At 44.5% G+C, this 17,705-nt stretch carries 14 protein-coding genes; 6 read left to right on the top strand and 8 right to left on the bottom strand.

Annotated features, from left to right (window positions below):
* Positions 1 to 28: 28 nt before the first annotated feature.
* Positions 29 to 1,357, top strand: a complete 1,329-nt coding sequence (gene glnA / locus GH808_RS07105; RefSeq protein WP_186842087.1) for a type I glutamate--ammonia ligase — start codon at positions 29 to 31, stop codon at positions 1,355 to 1,357.
* Positions 1,358 to 1,400: 43 nt separating this feature from the next.
* The gene (locus GH808_RS07100; RefSeq protein ID WP_186842086.1) at positions 1,401 to 1,976 is read left to right on the top strand and encodes an ANTAR domain-containing response regulator; all 576 of its coding nucleotides are present in this window, start codon (positions 1,401 to 1,403) and stop codon (positions 1,974 to 1,976) included.
* Positions 1,977 to 2,036: 60 nt separating this feature from the next.
* Here GH808_RS07100 and GH808_RS07095 read toward each other — a convergent pair whose 3' ends face one another.
* The 5 genes from GH808_RS07095 to GH808_RS07075 all read right to left on the bottom strand — a co-directional run bounded on the left by GH808_RS07095 (position 2,037) and on the right by GH808_RS07075 (position 7,843).
* The gene (locus tag GH808_RS07095; RefSeq protein ID WP_186842085.1) at positions 2,037 to 2,726 is read right to left on the bottom strand and encodes a DUF4956 domain-containing protein; all 690 of its coding nucleotides are present in this window, start codon (positions 2,724 to 2,726) and stop codon (positions 2,037 to 2,039) included.
* A gap of 85 nt (positions 2,727 to 2,811) precedes the next feature.
* Complete coding sequence (locus GH808_RS07090; protein WP_186842084.1) at positions 2,812 to 3,606, bottom strand: polyphosphate polymerase domain-containing protein; 795 nt, start codon at positions 3,604 to 3,606, stop codon at positions 2,812 to 2,814.
* Between the two features lie 429 nt (positions 3,607 to 4,035).
* The gene (locus tag GH808_RS07085) at positions 4,036 to 5,628 is read right to left on the bottom strand and encodes a sensor histidine kinase (protein ID WP_207722277.1); all 1,593 of its coding nucleotides are present in this window, start codon (positions 5,626 to 5,628) and stop codon (positions 4,036 to 4,038) included.
* A 5-nt stretch (positions 5,629 to 5,633) separates the two neighbouring features.
* The gene (locus tag GH808_RS07080) at positions 5,634 to 6,305 is read right to left on the bottom strand and encodes a response regulator transcription factor (protein WP_186842083.1); all 672 of its coding nucleotides are present in this window, start codon (positions 6,303 to 6,305) and stop codon (positions 5,634 to 5,636) included.
* 164 nt (positions 6,306 to 6,469) lie between these two features.
* A complete protein-coding gene (locus GH808_RS07075) occupies positions 6,470 to 7,843 on the bottom strand; it encodes a TrpB-like pyridoxal phosphate-dependent enzyme (RefSeq protein ID WP_186842082.1) in 1,374 nt (457 codons plus the stop codon).
* Positions 7,844 to 8,035: 192 nt separating this feature from the next.
* Here GH808_RS07075 and GH808_RS07070 point away from each other — a divergent pair, with 192 nt between their 5' ends.
* Entirely contained in the window at positions 8,036 to 9,163 is a 1,128-nt protein-coding gene (locus tag GH808_RS07070; RefSeq protein WP_186842081.1) for a 3D domain-containing protein, read from the top strand.
* Positions 9,164 to 9,365: 202 nt separating this feature from the next.
* On the opposite strand, the gene GH808_RS07065 is transcribed toward GH808_RS07070, so the two are convergent.
* The gene (locus tag GH808_RS07065) at positions 9,366 to 11,051 is read right to left on the bottom strand and encodes a hypothetical protein (protein WP_186842080.1); all 1,686 of its coding nucleotides are present in this window, start codon (positions 11,049 to 11,051) and stop codon (positions 9,366 to 9,368) included.
* A gap of 525 nt (positions 11,052 to 11,576) precedes the next feature.
* Here GH808_RS07065 and GH808_RS07060 point away from each other — a divergent pair.
* Entirely contained in the window at positions 11,577 to 12,332 is a 756-nt protein-coding gene (locus GH808_RS07060; RefSeq protein WP_311135761.1) for a tRNA1(Val) (adenine(37)-N6)-methyltransferase, read from the top strand.
* 115 nt (positions 12,333 to 12,447) lie between these two features.
* Here GH808_RS07060 and GH808_RS07055 read toward each other — a convergent pair whose 3' ends face one another.
* Positions 12,448 to 13,413, bottom strand: coding sequence for an ATP-binding protein (locus GH808_RS07055; RefSeq protein ID WP_186842078.1), 966 nt, complete (start codon positions 13,411 to 13,413; stop codon positions 12,448 to 12,450).
* Positions 13,397 to 14,425 carry a DnaD domain protein gene (locus GH808_RS07050; protein ID WP_186842077.1) on the bottom strand — a complete coding sequence of 343 codons (1,029 nt, stop codon included), beginning with the start codon at positions 14,423 to 14,425 and terminating at the stop codon, positions 13,397 to 13,399. Before GH808_RS07050 ends, GH808_RS07055 begins: the two co-directional genes overlap by 17 nt.
* Before the next feature lie 430 nt (positions 14,426 to 14,855).
* Here GH808_RS07050 and GH808_RS07045 point away from each other — a divergent pair, with 430 nt between their 5' ends.
* Positions 14,856 to 16,127, top strand: coding sequence for a diaminopimelate decarboxylase (locus GH808_RS07045; protein WP_186842076.1), 1,272 nt, complete (start codon positions 14,856 to 14,858; stop codon positions 16,125 to 16,127).
* Between the two features lie 194 nt (positions 16,128 to 16,321).
* Positions 16,322 to 17,536: an LL-diaminopimelate aminotransferase gene (locus GH808_RS07040; RefSeq protein WP_186842075.1), complete on the top strand. Its 1,215-nt coding sequence runs from the start codon at positions 16,322 to 16,324 to the stop codon at positions 17,534 to 17,536.
* Positions 17,537 to 17,705: the final 169 nt, after the last annotated feature.

Genomic DNA, 17,705 nt, shown 5'->3' with positions numbered 1-17,705 from the left:
TACATAATAAAAAAAACGGAGGTGTAAAATGAGCCTAGAGAAAAAAATAATGGATGCGATGGAATTTATTGAGGAAAATGATGTCAAATTCATCAGACTTCAATTCTGTGATCTTTTCGGTCAGAATCGAAATATTGCAATCACACCCATGCAAATTCAACGCGCCCTGGCAACCGGGATTCCCTTTGATGCCTCATTGGTAGTTGGATTTTCCGAATCCAATCATTCCGATTTAGTGTTGTGTCCGGATATCAGTACCATTCAGATTTTACCATGGCGGCCGCAACAGGGGAAGGTGGCACGAATTATTTGTGATATCCGTTATCCGAACGGTGAAATATTTGAAGCGGATAGCCGCCTGATTTTGAAAGAAACACTGGCACATGCAGCCGCAGAGGGATTTCAGTTTAATACCAGCGCCGAATGTGAATTCTATCTTTTCAGGCAGGATGAGAATGGCGATCCCACAATCATGCCAACCGATCAGGCCGGATATTTTGATTTGGCACCCTATGATCGGGGAGAAAACACCCGTAGAGAAATTTGTCTGACTTTGGAAGACATGGGCTTTGAAATCGAAAGTTCCCGGCATGAAGCAGGTCGGGGTCAGCATGAAATAGATTTTAAACATGACGATGCCCTTTCTTCGGCTGATAATATCATGACATTTAAAACCGTGGTCAAAACCATCGGGCAACGAAACGGCGTTCATGCCTCATTCCTGCCGAAACCACTGGTGGATGAACCGGGCAGCGGCATGCACATTCATGTTTCATTGATAAAAGACGGAACAGATATCTTTGAAAGCAGAAACAATACCCTTACCGAAGAAGCCGGATATTTTATTGCCGGCGTCTTAGCCCATATCAAGGGGATCACGGCTTTTGCCAATCCGCTTGTCAACAGCTATAAACGTTTGACGGGTGGCAAGGAAGCGCCCCGGCATATCACCTGGGGATTCGGCAATCATTCATCACTGATTCGGATACCGCCCCTGATCGATAATTACTTCCGATTCGAACTGAGAAGTCCCGATCCCACGTGCAATCCCTATCTGACCTTTGCGCTGATCCTGGAAGCAGGTCTTGAAGGCATTGAGAAGAAGTTGCCGCTGATGGATGAATCGGATCTGGATGAAGATGAAATATTAAAAGACTCCCAAAAATATAAAAACATCGAAGAACTGCCGATCACCCTGATCGAAGCAATTGATGCGATGAAATCAGATGCTCTGATCAAAAGAGTATTGGGCGAAAACCTGGCAAATAATTACATCGAGCTTAAAACCCTTGAATGGATGGATTACATCAAGACCGTCCATCCCTGGGAAATTGATCGCTATCTTTCAACCTATTAATACGTGCAGCGGATTAAACTAATAAGGGCAGGAGGTGGAGGGGATGAGCAGCGTATTATTAGTATGTAAACAGAATGATGTTATCCGAGTGCTTGCCGATGTGTTGCGGCCGATGAATTTTCAGCTGATTGATTCAGCAACATCGGCTGGCGAAGGGCGTCGCCGGCTTCAGGAAATAGAGTATGATCTAGTGATCGTGAACACCCCCTTAGGTGACGAATTCGGCACTGATTTTGCCATTGATATTATGGATAAATTCATGGTTGGGGTGATACTCATTGTAAAAAGTGATTCAGTCAGCAGTGTTGAGGAAAAAATGATGGATACGGCGGCTTTTGTTGTGCCGAAGCCATTCAATCGCCAGCTGCTGGTTCAAAATGTCCGTTTTGTGCTCCAGTCACGGGATAAATTCCAACGCCTCCAAAAAAAGAACACCGAGTTAAAAGCAAAAATTGAGGATATCGGTATCGTCTATCGGGGAAAACTTTTTTTGATGGGCTATCTGGATATGACCGAAGACGAGGCGCATCGATACATTCAAAAAAAGGCGATGGATATGAGAATATCGCCACGAAAAGTAGCCGAGCAGATTATTGATACCTACAGCAAAAAGAAATAAACAACACCCCCGGTGGATTTGTATATTGCCACCGGGGGTGTTGCTGTTTATTGCTTTATATTAAATGTAGATTTTTTCATCAATGATTTCGGTGTTGAGCACAATGTTGAGATTCCCGTTTCGGCAGCGTAACTTGTCGATGAATTCTTTCTGGTTGATATCGTTTTTAAGGCGAAGAGCATAGACAATTTCGAACAGGGCACCGAAGTCGCTGGTTTTAACCCGTTGAATTTTGTAATCCTGAGTGTACTGATTCAGAATATCATCAAAACAGTTCTGGTAGTCCAGATCTTCCGGGATGGTAATTTTAAGCAGCATGTTTTTGTTTTTGGGTTTGGCATATTTTGTAATGCTGAGGATAACCATGACGGTGCAGAGAATGATGGCAAAAAGAATGCCATAAGCGATGTAGCCCATCCCGCAGGCAAGACCGACACCCAGGGTAAAGAAGACATAGGATATATCGATGGGGTCGCCGGGAGCGCTGCGAAAGCGAATCAGGCTGAAAGCGCCGGCCAAACTGAAGGCCCGGGCGATATTGTTGCCGACCAGCAGGATGATGATGGCAATGATGGCAGGAAGCATGATCAGGGTGATCGTAAAACCGGGTGAGTAACCTTCTTTACCCTGGGTTTTGATATAAACCATACTGATGAATAAGCCCATGACCAAGGCAGCAAAGATGGAAGTCAACGTTGCGGTAAAAGTCAGGGTTTCGGAAATCGTTGAAGCGAATACTGTTTCTAACATTAAGATTCTCCTTTATATATTGATGATTAATAATCGATAATTGCGAAAGTGTCGTAAGCTTTACGATCAGTTTTGCGAATCGTGACTATTTATTGATGCAAGGTTTTAATTCATTGCGGTTGAGTTCGGGGTTGGTCGGAATCGGCAGGGTGATGATTTTGCCCATGCTTTGTTTGCGGTAGGCCTTGTAGGTATTGCCGTATTTTGAAAAGCTTGAAGCATAGATCTTCAATTCCGATAGTGTTTGAGTGAGCCAGAGGGGGATTGCGCCTAAAATCTTAATTTCCATAAGATAGCTGCCTTCAGGTAAAAGCGGATTCCCGAAGTCGCCATTTTCCAAAGCGAGATCGTTCTGACGGGTTTTTATATTATGGTCAAAAGTGACCCGGAATTCCGGATCGTTTTTTCCGAAATAGGCGCTGCGCTCATAACTGATATAGGCTTTGGGCTCAATGCTGTGATGATCCAGAAAGACTTCAATTTCCTCCAGCACCAACTGATTAAGTGTATTGATGGTTTGGGGATATTCTCTGTTTGAGAGAAAACGGTTGGCTTCAGCCAGCGTCATGGTGGCACGTCGTTTGTTGACAATGCCGCCAATTTTCTTTTTCAATTCCAGGAAGACCATGTCGTCCGGAGAAGACGGAATGGCGTAGCTTCGTAGCCGAAGTTTCTCTTTGTAATATGGCTTTGAGAGGGAGTGCCGGATGATATCGTAGTTTTTTGTATCATAATAGATGTTATAGATTGAATAGATATCATTTTGCGATGTAAAAGAGTCGGGCACCATTTCTTTCAGCAGAATGGGAAGCAGCTGTTCAAACTGTGATGCACTCAATTGAAATTTTTTTTCATATCGTTTAAATGTTTTCGTGATCATTTTTTATACCTCCATAGTATCTTTGTGTTGATCGGGCGATGAGCCGTTAAGATTAGCGAAATAGGCTATCACTGTTTCTGACTTGACTATAGTATAAAGGTTCAATTTGTTAAGTGTTTGTTAATTTTGTGTTTTTTCTGTGAAGGTTGTAAAAATAAAGACACACATAAGTGCAGCTCAGGTTGTCAACCCGTACCGACCAATTGTTAATCAGTTGTTTGCTTGCAATTCGTACAGGCTGATCGCCTGTTCGCCTTGATGCAAAGAGCCTGCCCCTTAGGGTGCAACACGATGTAACAATTGTCGGTACTGCGTTCGTGCTTTGTCTACAGGCTTAGACGCATATCAGTGTGCTTGGAAAAGCGGATTTTTGAGATAAAAAAGCCCCGGAAACAACAAATGTTGTTACCGGGGCAAATTTGCGGGAAATTATATTTTCAGGGAAAACCAGAAGACCGAGCCTTCATTGATTTTTGAGGTAACACCACAGTCGCCCTGATGCATACTGATGATGTTTCTTACAATGGATAGTCCCAGACCGGTTCCGGTAACGGCCCGTTTGTGGGTTTTATCAACCTTGTAATACCGTTCCCAAATGTAGGTAAGATCGGCCTCGCTGATTCCCTCGCCGGTGTCAGCTACTTCAATCTTAACCCACTCAGAATCAGAATCCTCCGGATTATTGTAAATACTCTGAGTGACAAAAACCTTTTTATCAGACCCGGTATAGTTGATCGCATTGATCAACAAATTATAAAACACCTGGGAAATCCGGGTTTCATCAGCGATAACCTTGACGTTCTGATCTGATTTAAAGCTGATCGTGTAACCGTCCTTTTCCATCAGCTTATTCATGCGGTTGACGGTTTCGCTGATGCTGGATGTGAGATCATAACACTGTGACTCAATGTTGCAACTGCCGGACTGAAGTTTGGAAATATCCATGACGTCATTGACAAGTGTTGTGAGTCGTTTGGTTTCGTCGACAATGATTTGTGCATTCTCCGAATTGTTTTCATCGGGTAAATCCCGCATGGCTTCGGCATACCCGCTGATCAGAGTCAGAGGTGTCCGCAAATCATGGGAGATATTTGCGATCAATTCCTTTCGCAAGCCCTCAACCTTGGATAGTTCCTTTGCAGTATAGTTCAGAGTGTTGGAAAGTTCGGCAATTTCGCGGTAGCCTCTTCCTTCAAAACGGGTATCGTAGTCTCCGGTAGCCAGTTTTTTGGCACTGTCATTGATCGCTTCAATGGGTTTGGAAATCCATTTGGCAATGATAAGGGCCAGAATGACCGAAAACAGAATCATAAAGGCAGTGATGTAATACAGCTGGACACGGAGGGTATTAACCGTTGCATTAACCGGGGAAACAACTGAATTGAGAACAAGGGTTACATCATTGTTGTTAGCATCTTTTATCGATTTGGTGTAAATAATGTTTTCTTTTTCCCGGGCTATTTTATCGGGAATCGGTTCTTTCTGATCCGGTTTTAGAGTCGCATCAGGTGTAGTCGTTGCAGGATCAGTCGTTGTAGCAGAACCATCCGTCGTGCCGGCAGCAGCATCGGGAACAACAGCAGTATTGTCGGTTTCATTATGTTTGTAATACTGGTAACTCTCACCATCATTTTTATCAATTCCCGATGAAAGTGGATTTTCATCAAACGAGCGGGAATTATTGTGGATCATACACTCTTTCAGTACATGGGATGAATAAAGAACCTCTCCGCTGCTGGACAAAACTTCAATGCAGATGTCATTGTTGACCGAAATGCTGGAGACGATGCTTGAGATGCTTTCGCTGTCGATATTTTTTTCAATCGTATTGGCAGCGGTTTTTATTTCATTGACTTTAATGCTCTTATAAAAATGATCCAGGAAAACAACCTGAGAAAGCCAAAGCAGAACAAGGAGAACGCCGCAAAAACCGAGCAGGAAAAGAAAAATTTTCCATTTGACGCTGATATGGTTCGCTTTTTTTGCCGCTTGGATACGCTTGGATTTATTCTTGCTTCTCAACGGATTTACCCTTCAAATCGATAACCTACCCCGCGGAGGGTGGTAATCAGCCCGGCATATTCACCCAGACTTTTTCGCAGCAGTTTGATATGTGTGTCCAGGGTGCGGTCATCTCCGTAGAAATCATATCCCCATACTTCGGTAATGAGTTTTTCTCTTGTCAGAGCGATGTTTTTATTTCGGATAAAATAAAAAATCAGGTCAAATTCTTTGGGTGACATCTCAATATTTTCATCATCGATGAGAATTCTTCGGGCGGTAAAATCAGCGATCAGGCCGTCTTTCTGATAAAGCTCATGTTCATCGGAGTGGTCCTTGGAAGTTCTTTTCATGATGGCATCGATGCGCATCATTAATTCTTTGGGCGAAAAAGGCTTCACAACATAATCATCAATACCCAGTTCAAAGCCGTGGATTTTGTCGTATTCTTCGCCTCTGGCTGAAAGCATGATCACGGGGACATCCTGGTTTTTGCGGATTTCCTTGACAGCCGAAAAACCGTCGAGCTCAGGCATCATGACATCCATTATCACGATATCGAAGGTTTGATTGCGGCATAGTTCAATCGCTTCCATGCCGTTTGAGGCTTCCACCGCCGCATGGCCTTCAAAAATTGCATATTTTTTTATTAGTGTTCTGATCTTATCTTCATCATCGGTAATTAATATTTTATACATCCATTTCACCTCTTTAACCAATTATAATATAAATAGTGTAATATTGCTAAGTGTTTATTAAGTGAACAAGCCATGATTTATGACTGAAAATTATCCAGATAAAAACACCAACTGATGAAAAAACTCATATCAGTTGGTGTGTTAGAACAGTCAAGGAATCTGATTTACTTCTGTTCGATTTCGGGAAGTGAGTCAAAACCCTTTTGCAGGTCTTCATCGGTCGGGATATAGTCGGTCATGGTTCCGGCATTGTAGCTGGCATAGGCGGTCATATCAAAATATCCGGTTCCGGTCAAGCCGAACACGATGGTTTTTTTTGCGCCGGTTTCCTTGCAGGTCAAGGCTTCGTCAATGGCAGCTTTGATGGCATGGGCGGATTCCGGAGCCGGCAGGATGCCTTCAATCCGGGCGAATTTTACGGCAGCTTCGAAAACATCATTCTGCACGTAGGCTTTGGCCCGAATGTATCCTTCATGAAAAAGTTGAGAAATAATCGGGTTCATCCCATGGTAGCGCAATCCGCCGGCATGATTGGGTGAAGGCATAAATCCGCTGCCCAGGGTATACATTTTAATCAGGGGAGTTGTTTTTCCGGTATCGCCGAAATCCAAGGCGTATCTGCCACGGGTCAGGGTAGGACAGGAAGCGGGTTCAACAGCGACAAAGTCGATATCATTTTCGCCGTGGATTTTGTCTGCCATAAAAGGGGCAATCAGGCCCAGTAAATTGGAGCCGCCACCGGCGCAGCCGATGATGATATCCGGCTTGATATCATATTTGTCACAGGCGATTTTGGTTTCCATACCGATGATGGACTGGTGCAGTCCGACGTGGTTTAAGACGCTGCCGAGAACATATCTACATTGATCAGTGGTTACTGCCACTTCAATGGCTTCGCTGATGGCACAGCCAAGTGAGCCGTTGGTATCCGGTGTTTCGGCCAGGATTTTTCTTCCGGCGTTGGTCGTGTTGGACGGTGAAGCAATGACTTTTGCCCCGTAGGTTTCCATCACGGCACGACGATGCGGCTTCTGTTCGGCGGAAATCTTGACCATATAAACGGTTAAATCAAGATTGTAGTAGGCGCACGCCATGGACAGCGCCGTGCCCCACTGGCCGGCGCCGGTTTCCGTGGTTAAACAGGTGAGCCCCTGTTTTTTGGCATAATAGGCCTGCGCGGCGGCGGAATTCAACTTGTGCGAGCCGGAGGTGTTGCTGCCTTCGTATTTATAATATATTTCAGCGGGCGTATCCAAGGCTTTTTCCAGACAATACGCACGGACGAGCGGTGAGGGACGGTACATCTTATAGAAATCGCGAATTTCATCCGGGATTTCGATGTCGGTGTCCGTTACATTGAGCTCCTGGTCCACCAGTTCTTCGCAGAAGACGGGGAGAAGATCTTCCTTGGTGCAATATTCGCCGGTTGCCGGATTAACAAACGGTTCCGGGAGCGTTTTCATTTTTGAACGGAGATTAAACCAGTATCTGGGCATCTCATCTTCACTTAAATAAATCTTATAGGGTATTGTAGCCATAATCATACTTCCTTTCTGGATGTTTTAATATATATAAACATAAACTGTTTATATAAACAAAAAAATTAAGAAATATCAATCAGAAAAATCTGATCTTGACAAATATTTGGAAATGAAGTACAATCGAATTGTAAATAAATTGTAACGAAAATTAATTTTAATGTTAATCATTGAAATTAAAACGGAGGTTCTATGCAAGAAAAAAATACAGAAGGCCTTAAAAAAGGGAAAAAAACAGTTCTTAAACTGGGAATGACGGGAATAATCGTAACTTGCATCATCGGAACAACCTGTTCTTTTGCGTTTGCAAAGGAAGTGACGGTGAAGATTGGTGATACCGAAAAAGTCCTGAGCGGCAGAATTTTTGAAAATGTCGGGGATGTTCTTGAAGACAATGGAATTGAACTTACCGATGATTATACAGTCAGTGTTGATACCGGGACGGCATTATTCGCTGTTGACACGATTGAGGTGAAAGTCAAGGCCACCGGCAATCTTCTGGTCGATGGAGAAAGCATTGCTTATCAAACCGATGCCCAGACCGTTGGTGATTTGCTGGAAGAGAACAACATTCAACTGGAAGAGCTCGACCGTGTTGAACCGGGTAAAGCCACAGCGTTGAAAGATATCAGTCAAGTCAAGGTCATCCGGGTTGAAATCTCCGAGTTGCCAAGCCGACAGGCCATTGCCTACACCACCGAGAAAAAGGACAATCCTGATCTGGAAGTCGGAAAAACAAAAGTTGTTCAGGTCGGCATCGATGGAGCATCAAGCCAGGTTGAACGAGTTCTTTATGAAAACGGAGTTGAAGTTAAACGTGAAGTTATTTCCGAGGAGATTGTGAAGCAACCGGTTAAAGAAATAATTGAGGTCGGAACAAAAGAAACAGCAGTTGTAACGACACCAGTGGTGGAAACACCGGCAACAGCAACTCCAGCAGTGGAAACGCCGGCTGTGACAGCAACGCCGACAGCGCAAACGCCAGTAGCAACGACGCCGACAGCGCAAACACCAGCAGGTGAAACAACGACTACCATTCCAGAGGGCGCAGTACAGACAATCCTGAATTGTACCGCTTATACTGCAACCGGAAATGCAACCGCATCAGGCGTGATGCCGACCGCAAACCATACGGTAGCGGCATGGAGCGGATTGCCATTCGGAACAAAGATTTATATTCCGTCAATGGGGATAACCTATACGGTGGAAGATCGTGGCGGTGCTGTTACCGAGGGTATCGTTGATATTTACATGGATACCTATGATCAGTGTATCCAGTTTGGCCGACAGAATTTAGAAGCTTATATCACTTATCCATAAGAATAAAAAAGAGGATGCCGAAAGGTATCCTCTTTTTTTAATAGGTTTTTATGCAGGACGTGTCAGCGGTTACCCGTTCGGGGTCAGGGCGCAATCCGGATGGTTGAAAAAAGCGGCGCTGGTTAGCACTGATAAATAAACATAAAGCCCATTAAAAGCAGAAGCTTTTAATGGGCTTTTATAAATATCAGTGACGGTCAGCTCAATTATCGCTGCTGTTGAGATGCCGTAATCCCAATGTCCGGTAATCGAAGGGATTGGTGATATCCCGTGAATAGGGAACCGGCGCAATGTTCAGTTTGACTTCCGCATCGATGGCATCATATTCGGCAATCAGAGCATGAAAAGCTTCAGTAATACCTTGATTGATCAGCAGCTGGTTTTTCACGGAAGTGTTTTCCATAATGATGCTGAAAATATGTCCGTCGAGGATGTAAATAAGATGGGTATTGTAACAATGCTGCTTGATTATTTTCATGGTTTTATAAAGAATTTCGTCCCAAAGTCGGGAACCGTTAATGGATTTTAGGGTTTCCAGGTGGGAAATCGAAATCATTTCAAGCGTCAGAATGGTTTCACCTCTGGCCGCCCGTTCCATTGCGTATTTCAAATCTTTGTAATGTGCTTTTTCAATGGTCAGTCCCGGGCTTTCCTCCAGGTTATCGTAGGCAGCGATCTGGCGTTCCAGCGCTTTTTTGAATTCAAAAAGTTCACGTACTTTTTTGATCATAAGGGTACTGCTCGATAAAAGCAGGGGAATGATGACAATCCACCCAATCTGGTAGAGCTCAAAGGGAACCTCCAGATAAAACACAGAAATGAACGACAAGGCAATATAACTGCACAGAAGAAGGATCATAAAAAAGATACTGGCACTAAACGGCAGGGCAATGGTGAAAATAAGACAGGTGAACAGAATAAACAGCACCGAGTAATCCACGAAATTAAACGTCTGGGCCGCAAGCGTTAAAAATACGCCAAACAAAGCAAGTCCTGCTATAAAAAAGATCGCAGGCAGGATCATCGCCGTAAGGTTGGGTTTCGGAACGGCGGCTTTAATTTTTTTATCCGGAACGGCTTTTTTCTTTTTGGCAGCGGCCGATTTTCGTTTTTCCGGCAGCATCGTCGCTTCAAAGCGAGAAGGCTGTTCGGCTTCAGGTGCAATGGAATCCTTGCCGATTAGAATCGGCTCAGTGGGTGCTGCGGTTTGTTCGGCTGTCTTTGTTTGATCCGCGGCGAGAATAAACTCGGCGGCGGATGGCGGCGCAGTTTCTGATGGGCCGGTGACATCCGGGACAAGAGTGAAGGCGTCGGTTGATGGCTGAGTCATATCTGACACGTCAGGTTGATCCGAAACGAGAATAAATTCTTCGGCAGCGGCCGGAAAATCAGACGCTGTTTCGGATTCCGGCGATTCGGTTTGGATAAAGGCCGCATCGTTTTGAAAATCATCACCGGGAGATGTCGGTCGTCCCAGAATTTTGGAAAGCGTCGGCAGTTCTTCATCATCATCTTCTTCCGGCGTGATGGTTTCGGTGTCGAACCCTGGCATGCTTTTTGATGTTTTATCGATTAACAGATCATCGCCGGCAAAAGCCAGCTGATTTCCTTTGTTATCAAACGGTCGTGAATTACGAACGGCCTGGTCTAATGCATCATCATCTGAAATATCAATACCGGAAAGAAAATGATCTTCAGGTTGATTCAAATCATGAACATCCGGATTAAAAAGATCAGGATTCATTTCTCGGGAGATGATACCTTCTTCAACCAGGGATGCGAGCTTTTCATCAATACGTATCTCGCAAGCTTTTATGGATTCATCCAGGTATTGCTTTTTTTTAAGAATAATATCCAATTTTGTTGGCTGGACTTTTTCATTATCCATCGTATATCCATCGCTTTCGCATTTAAATTTCGGTACAATTAATTATTTCATTATTGACTTTATCATCATAATAAAGGATGATAAAGAAAGTCTGAAAAGGGTGCTCTCGAGACCGTCAGAACAGAGCAGTCCTTTATAACTAAACATTATAACAAAGAATGACGCGAGATTAAAGGAAAAAACGAAAAAATGCTATATTTTGAAGGATTCTTTGTTATCAACAGGGTTTAGATGTTTTCCTTATTGTCTGAGAAGTTGGAAATGGCTTTGCAAAAGGAATTAAAACAGCGGTTATTATTTATGAACATTTTTTGTGAATATGTGGATAAGTTCGGCAGGCAGTAATCAACAACTGATGAAAATAACGACGATTCCAGGAATCCCATGCTGGACGAGTTTTTATGGGATAAAATGAAAACAATAACAACTTGTCCACAATTAGTGGACAAAAATTGATGTTTTGTGGACAAAAGCTGTGAATAACCCCGAAATATCATCAAATAGTGCACAATGGAGGAGCTAAATGTGGATAACATTTTAAAAAATGGAGAGAGAATTGAGGATTTAGGGCTTAAGAATCTGAAGATTATACAGAATCCGGAGTATTTTTGCTTTGGAATGGATGCAGTGCTGTTATCCTGGTTTGTTTCAAAAAAGACAAAGGGAGCAATTGATATCATTGATCTGGGAACGGGAACCGGTATTATTCCCCTGCTGCTTTATGGAAAAACCCAGGCGAACTCCATCACCGGGATCGAAATTCAGGAACCGTTAGTGGAAATGGCGCGCCGCAGCATGGAATTGAACGGGCTTTCGGATCAGATCAGAATTATTCATGGGGATATTAAGAAGCCCGGCGACGAGATTTTGCCGAATTCCTATGATGTGGTCGTGAGCAATCCGCCCTATATGCGGGCCCAGGGCGGCTTGAAAAACAAGCAGGATACCAAGACCATTTCGCGGCATGAGGTGCTGTGCAATATCGAAGATATTCTTGTTTTCAGCAAACGCATGCTCCGGGATCGGGGCCGGCTCTTTCTCGTCCACCGCCCGGAACGCCTCGGGGATATTATTTTCCTGATGCGGAGCTATAAAATTGAGGTCAAGCACCTTCAGTTTGTCTATTCGGCTATTACGAAAGAGGCAAATCTTGTTCTGATAGAAGGGCGAAAAAGCGGTCGCCCGGGAATGAAAACAGATCCCCCCCTGATTGTTTACGATGAGAAAGGGCAGTACACCGACGAGATTTATAAAATTTACGGGATGAAAAAGCCGGAGTGAGGATGGGAGCACCCGGATGTCCTGACAAAAAACGTCGACTAAAAAGCCAGTTGTTCATGACGGTTGCTGACGGCAAACGTCGATGAATAACTGGCTTTTTTAATGCCGAAAAAATTTAGCGGCTTTTTTTGGCTTTCAGGATGCGGATATCCTCTCCGTGAAAAGCGACGGTTTTAAAATTTCCACAGATGCGGGATGAAAGACGCTCGTCGTAGAGCTCCTGTATTTTTATAACGGTCAGATTGGTTGAAATAATCATTTTTTTCTCGGCATTGAGACGGGTGTCGATGACTTCATAAAGCAGTTTCTGACTGTAATCAGAAGAATACTCCGCGCCCAGGTCATCAATAATCAGAAGGTCGCAGAGAATCAGCGGCTGGAAAATTTCATCGGAAGCTTTGCCCTCCCGGAAAATCTGATCCTGAATGCTGGAAACCAGATGGGCGGCAGTGATATAGACGATGCCGTAACCTTTTTTAGAGAGCTCATTCACGATACAGTTGGACATAAAGGTTTTACCGACCCCCGGCGGGCCGGTAAACAGCAGATGACCGGTCAGGGAGTCGAAATTACGGCAATATGTTTTCATCAGTCTTTTGTTGGTGGCAGCATTTTCGCTGGGACTGGGAACACCTTCGATGATGGGAACATCGGAATAAAACTTGAGGTTGAAAGTCTCGAAGGTCTCTTTCTGAGCTCTTGATTTCAAGTCGTAGGTTGAAAAACTGAGTTCCGACAGGCACTGGTTGAGGCACTGGCAGATTTCGGAACCGATCATCCCTTTATCCGCGCAGAGCGGACAGAAATAGGAATGGGTCAGCAGCTCCTCATTGCCCGCATACAATTCTTTCTTGCGGTTTTCCAGGGCACTCATTTGGTTACGGACGGATGCGGCTTTATTCGTGTCGCGGGCAATGGTTGCCCGGGTCAGGGCGATGCCCAGCCGGTTCATCTCATCGTCAATGGCGGAAAGCTCCGGGATCTTTTTATAGAGGGCTTCTTTCTTCTGGCGCTGTCTGTGCTGATGGGCGTTCTGCTTCTCCAGCAGCAAGGCGAATGCTTCTTTATAGGTCTTCATCATTTATCTCCAGTTCCGGCCATAAATCTTCGGTGAAGGCGACTTCCATATCCAGGTAGGCCTGCTTGCGTGAATCGCTCATCGGTTCGACGGTATCTTTTGCTGTTTTTCGTGGTTTGGGCTTGTCGGCTTTGATGTCTTCTAGTGTCTTAAAGCCCTTTTCGTGCCAGTTCTTCAAGATGCCGTCGATATATTTCAGGTTCGGTTTATTGGTTCGGGATAATGCCTGGACAATGATTTCCATGGAAAAACCATAGTCGTAAAACCAGGTGTCCATCATTGTTCGTTCAGAAACCATGGGATTGCGCCCGATGCCAAGATACTTGAAAATCTGATAATAGGATTTCCTTTTTTGGGCAGATTCTTTGATGTAAGTATCGGCTTCGATATGGTCCCGAACGCCGGCAGTGTAAAAGCCTTCGGCAACAGTTTCCAGATAATTAACCACCTGAGCCGAGGTAAAGGTCTTGTCTTTTTTGTTGATCATGTTCAGGGAATATTCAACGATGAGAATGATGGCTTCCGGGGTGAAATGGTATTCGTTGAGCCAGTGCTTGAAAAGGTAGGTTTCTTTTCGGGATAGCGTCCGGCTTTCATACATATCCTGAATGGTTTCATACATCCGGGCAATGCGGTCTTCCAGGGTATCACCTGTTTTTGGCTTTGGGGGTACCGCTGTTTTGGGAACCTCTTCATTTTTATAAATCATGGTGCCGGTGATGTTGAAGAACCGCACGAGGGCATCCCGGGTGCCGGTGTATTCGATGGCGATGATTTTTTCACAAGCCCAGTAATCCCATGCTTTTTTCACATCGGTTTCCAGCAGATTCAGATCTTTTGCGATATCCTCATTGCTGATCGGGGTCAGGCCCTGGTTAAAGCAACGTTTCAGACCATAGAGGTAGACTTTTACATAGTCCCCCTGCGCCTGGGGCATATAGTGGTTTATAAAAATATTTTCAATCGGCGTTACCCCCAGATCATCGTGGCTGGAAACTAATTCAAAACGGTTCATTTTTTTACCTCTTGCAGTTACAATCCTAAAAGGTTTGTTTTTTTATTTTATTTGCGGGTTTTCGCAGGCTGTCTGCACGTTCAAACACGCGAAGGGTATTGCTTGAAAAGCGCTGGATGATTTAAAAATTATGCTAATGTATTATACCATATGGAATCTCATTTGTAAGGAATTGATTTTGGACTTAAGGACATTAAAATATTTAAAGTAACGATTTCAGAGCTTGTGGTAAAAATGGCGCTTTGGGGGAAAGAAACATTTATCAGGCAAAATCACATCATTCCAGTTGACAAACAGGGCAAAAACGGATATAGTATTCCTAATAAAAACTACTAAACGAACAAAAAAGTATCGGTTTGGGTAAACCGGCAGCAAAGTTCACAGCAGTTTTGCAAGTGTTTAGTAAAATAAATTTAAGGAGAGTGGCGAGATGAAAAAAACACCATTTGTAACCAGAGAACAATTAGATGAAATCGTGAAGACCTATCCGACCCCTTTTCATATTTATGATGAAAAGGGCATTCGGGAAAATGCCAAAGCGGTAAAAGAGGCATTTTCCTGGAATAAAGGTTTTAAAGAGTATTTTGCAGTGAAAGCTACGCCCAATCCCTTCCTGATCGACATATTAAGAGATTACGGATGCGGATGCGACTGCTCGTCCTTGACAGAACTGATGCTTTCCGAGGCGATGGATTTAAACGGTGAGGACATTATGTTTTCATCAAATGAAACGCCAGCCGCTGAATATGAATATGCCAACAAAATCGGAGCGATCATCAATCTGGATGATTTTACGCATATCGACTTTCTCGAAAAAACACTGGGCAAATTGCCGGAAACATTAAGCTGCCGATACAATCCCGGCGGAATTTTCACGGTCAGCAACGGGATCATGGATAATCCCGGCGATGCCAAATACGGTTTCACGACCGAACAGCTTTTTGAAGGCTTTAAAATCATGAAGCAGAAAGGCGTAAAAAATTTCGGAATGCATGCCTTTCTGGCAAGCAATACCGTCACCAACGATTATTACCCGATGCTGGCAAAACAACTTTTTGAAGTGGCGGTCAAGCTGAAAGCAGAAACCGGAGCGGAGATCAAATTTATCAACCTTTCTGGCGGAGTCGGCATTCCCTATACACCGGACCAAACACCGAATGACATTCATGTGATCGGGGAAGGTGTCAGAAAAGTGTTTGAAGAAGTACTGGTGCCGGCAGGAATGGGCGATGTTTCAATCTATACAGAAATGGGACGCTTTATGATGGGGCCTTACGGCCATCTGGTGACAACCGCCATTCATGCAAAACATACCCACAAAGAATATATTGGTTGCGATGCCTGTGCCGTCAATTTAATGCGACCGGCAATCTATGGCGCCTATCATCATATTACCGTGATGGGAAAAGAAAATGATCCCTGTGATCACAAATACGATGTTGTCGGCTCACTTTGCGAAAACAATGATAAATTCGCCATCGACCGCATGCTTCCGGAAATCGAAAATGGTGATCTGCTGGTCATTCACGATACCGGTGCCCACGGTCATGCAATGGGCTACAACTACAACGGCAAACTCAAATCAGCGGAAATTCTGTTGAAGGAAGACGGCAGTGTTCAGCTGATTCGCAGAGCGGAGACGCCGAAAGATTATTTTGCGACACTGGACTGTTTTGATATTTACAGAAAAATGGGATTTTAGAAAAAATCGTAATTGCGAAAGTGGTGCAAGCTTTGCGATCAGTTTCGCACGAACCAATTTTTACACTGTACGGCGGACAGTCTATCGACTGTTCGCCTACACGTTACAAAATAGGTTGTGGAAATTGATCGCAAAGCAATCATTGTTCGATTGTTGCAATGACCAATAAAAAAAAACAAAGTGAGGGAAATAAAATGAAAATTAATGAGAACTTTCAGAAACTGCCGGCGGGATATCTTTTTTCGGAGATCAGCCGCCGCGTAGCGGAATTCAGAACCAATCATCCGGAAGTTAAACTGATTCATATGGGAATCGGCGATGTGACGCTGCCGCTGCCAAACGCTGTAATTGAAGCCATGAGCAAAGCCGTTCTGGATATGGCGGATGCCCAGACTTTTCACGGATACGGACCTGAACAGGGCTATGCATCGCTGCGTGATCTGATCGCTGAAAATGACTATAAAGCGCGGGGCGTTGATATCACTCCGGACGAGATTTTCATCAGCGATGGGGCCAAGAGCGACTGTGCCAACCTCGGGGATCTGTTCGATGTGGATAATATTGTCGCCGTTTGTGATCCGGTCTATCCCGTCTACGTCGACAGTAATGTTATGGCCGGTCGCGGTGGTGAACTGGATGAGACGGGAAAATGGTCTAATATCCTCTATCTGAACTGCTCGGCAGACAATGGCTTTGTCCCGGCCATTCCGGAATCCAAAGCGGATTTGATTTACCTGTGTTTTCCGAATAATCCCACCGGCGTCGTCGCCAGCCGGGATCAGCTGAAAGCCTGGGTTGATTATGCTCTAAGCAATCAGGCCGTCATCCTGTTCGATTCGGCCTACGAGGCGTTCATTACGGACGAATCAATTCCCCACAGCATCTATGAGATCGAAGGGGCCAAAGAATGCGCGATTGAAATCCGCTCCTTCTCCAAAACGGCAGGTTTTACCGGCATGCGCTGCGGCTATACCGTAGTACCAAAGGCATTGAAACGAGGTGGCGCCAGTCTTCGGGACATGTGGAACCGTCGCCAGAGCACAAAATTCAATGGCGCTTCCTACATCATCCAGTGCGGCGCGGCGGCTGTCTATTCCGACAGCGGGAAACGCGAAGTTCGTGAAAACATCGATTACTATATGAATAATGCCAAAATCATCGCATCGGCATTGAAGGCAGCCGGTATTTCCTTTTTCGGTGGCGAAAATGCGCCTTACATCTGGTTTAAGGCACCAAACGAAGCAGATTCCTGGGCACTGTTTGACCGCCTGCTGAATGAAGCGAATGTCATCACCACGCCGGGCGCCGGATTTGGCCCCTGCGGTGAGGGGTACATCCGTCTTACCGCTTTCGGCAACGCTACGGAAACAGCCGAAGCCGTCAAGCGCATTGTGAGTTTGATCCAATAATTAAGAAAAATTAATATGACAAAAGCGCTTCAAATCCTGAAAAGTTCAGTGAATTGAAGCGCTTTTGTCGTTGCCGATAAAAAAAAGACTGATTTTTCAACAATATCCTTCAGATTAGCCAAAAATTATGTTATTATAGTATGTCACGTTTAATAAAATTTACGGGAAA

The sequence above is a fragment of the Acetobacterium fimetarium genome (assembly GCF_014284475.1).
In the GTDB taxonomy this organism is placed as follows: domain Bacteria; phylum Bacillota; class Clostridia; order Eubacteriales; family Eubacteriaceae; genus Acetobacterium; species Acetobacterium fimetarium.
Note: the sequence above shows the minus strand (reverse complement) of the source record. Positions and strands in the feature narration are given on the sequence as shown.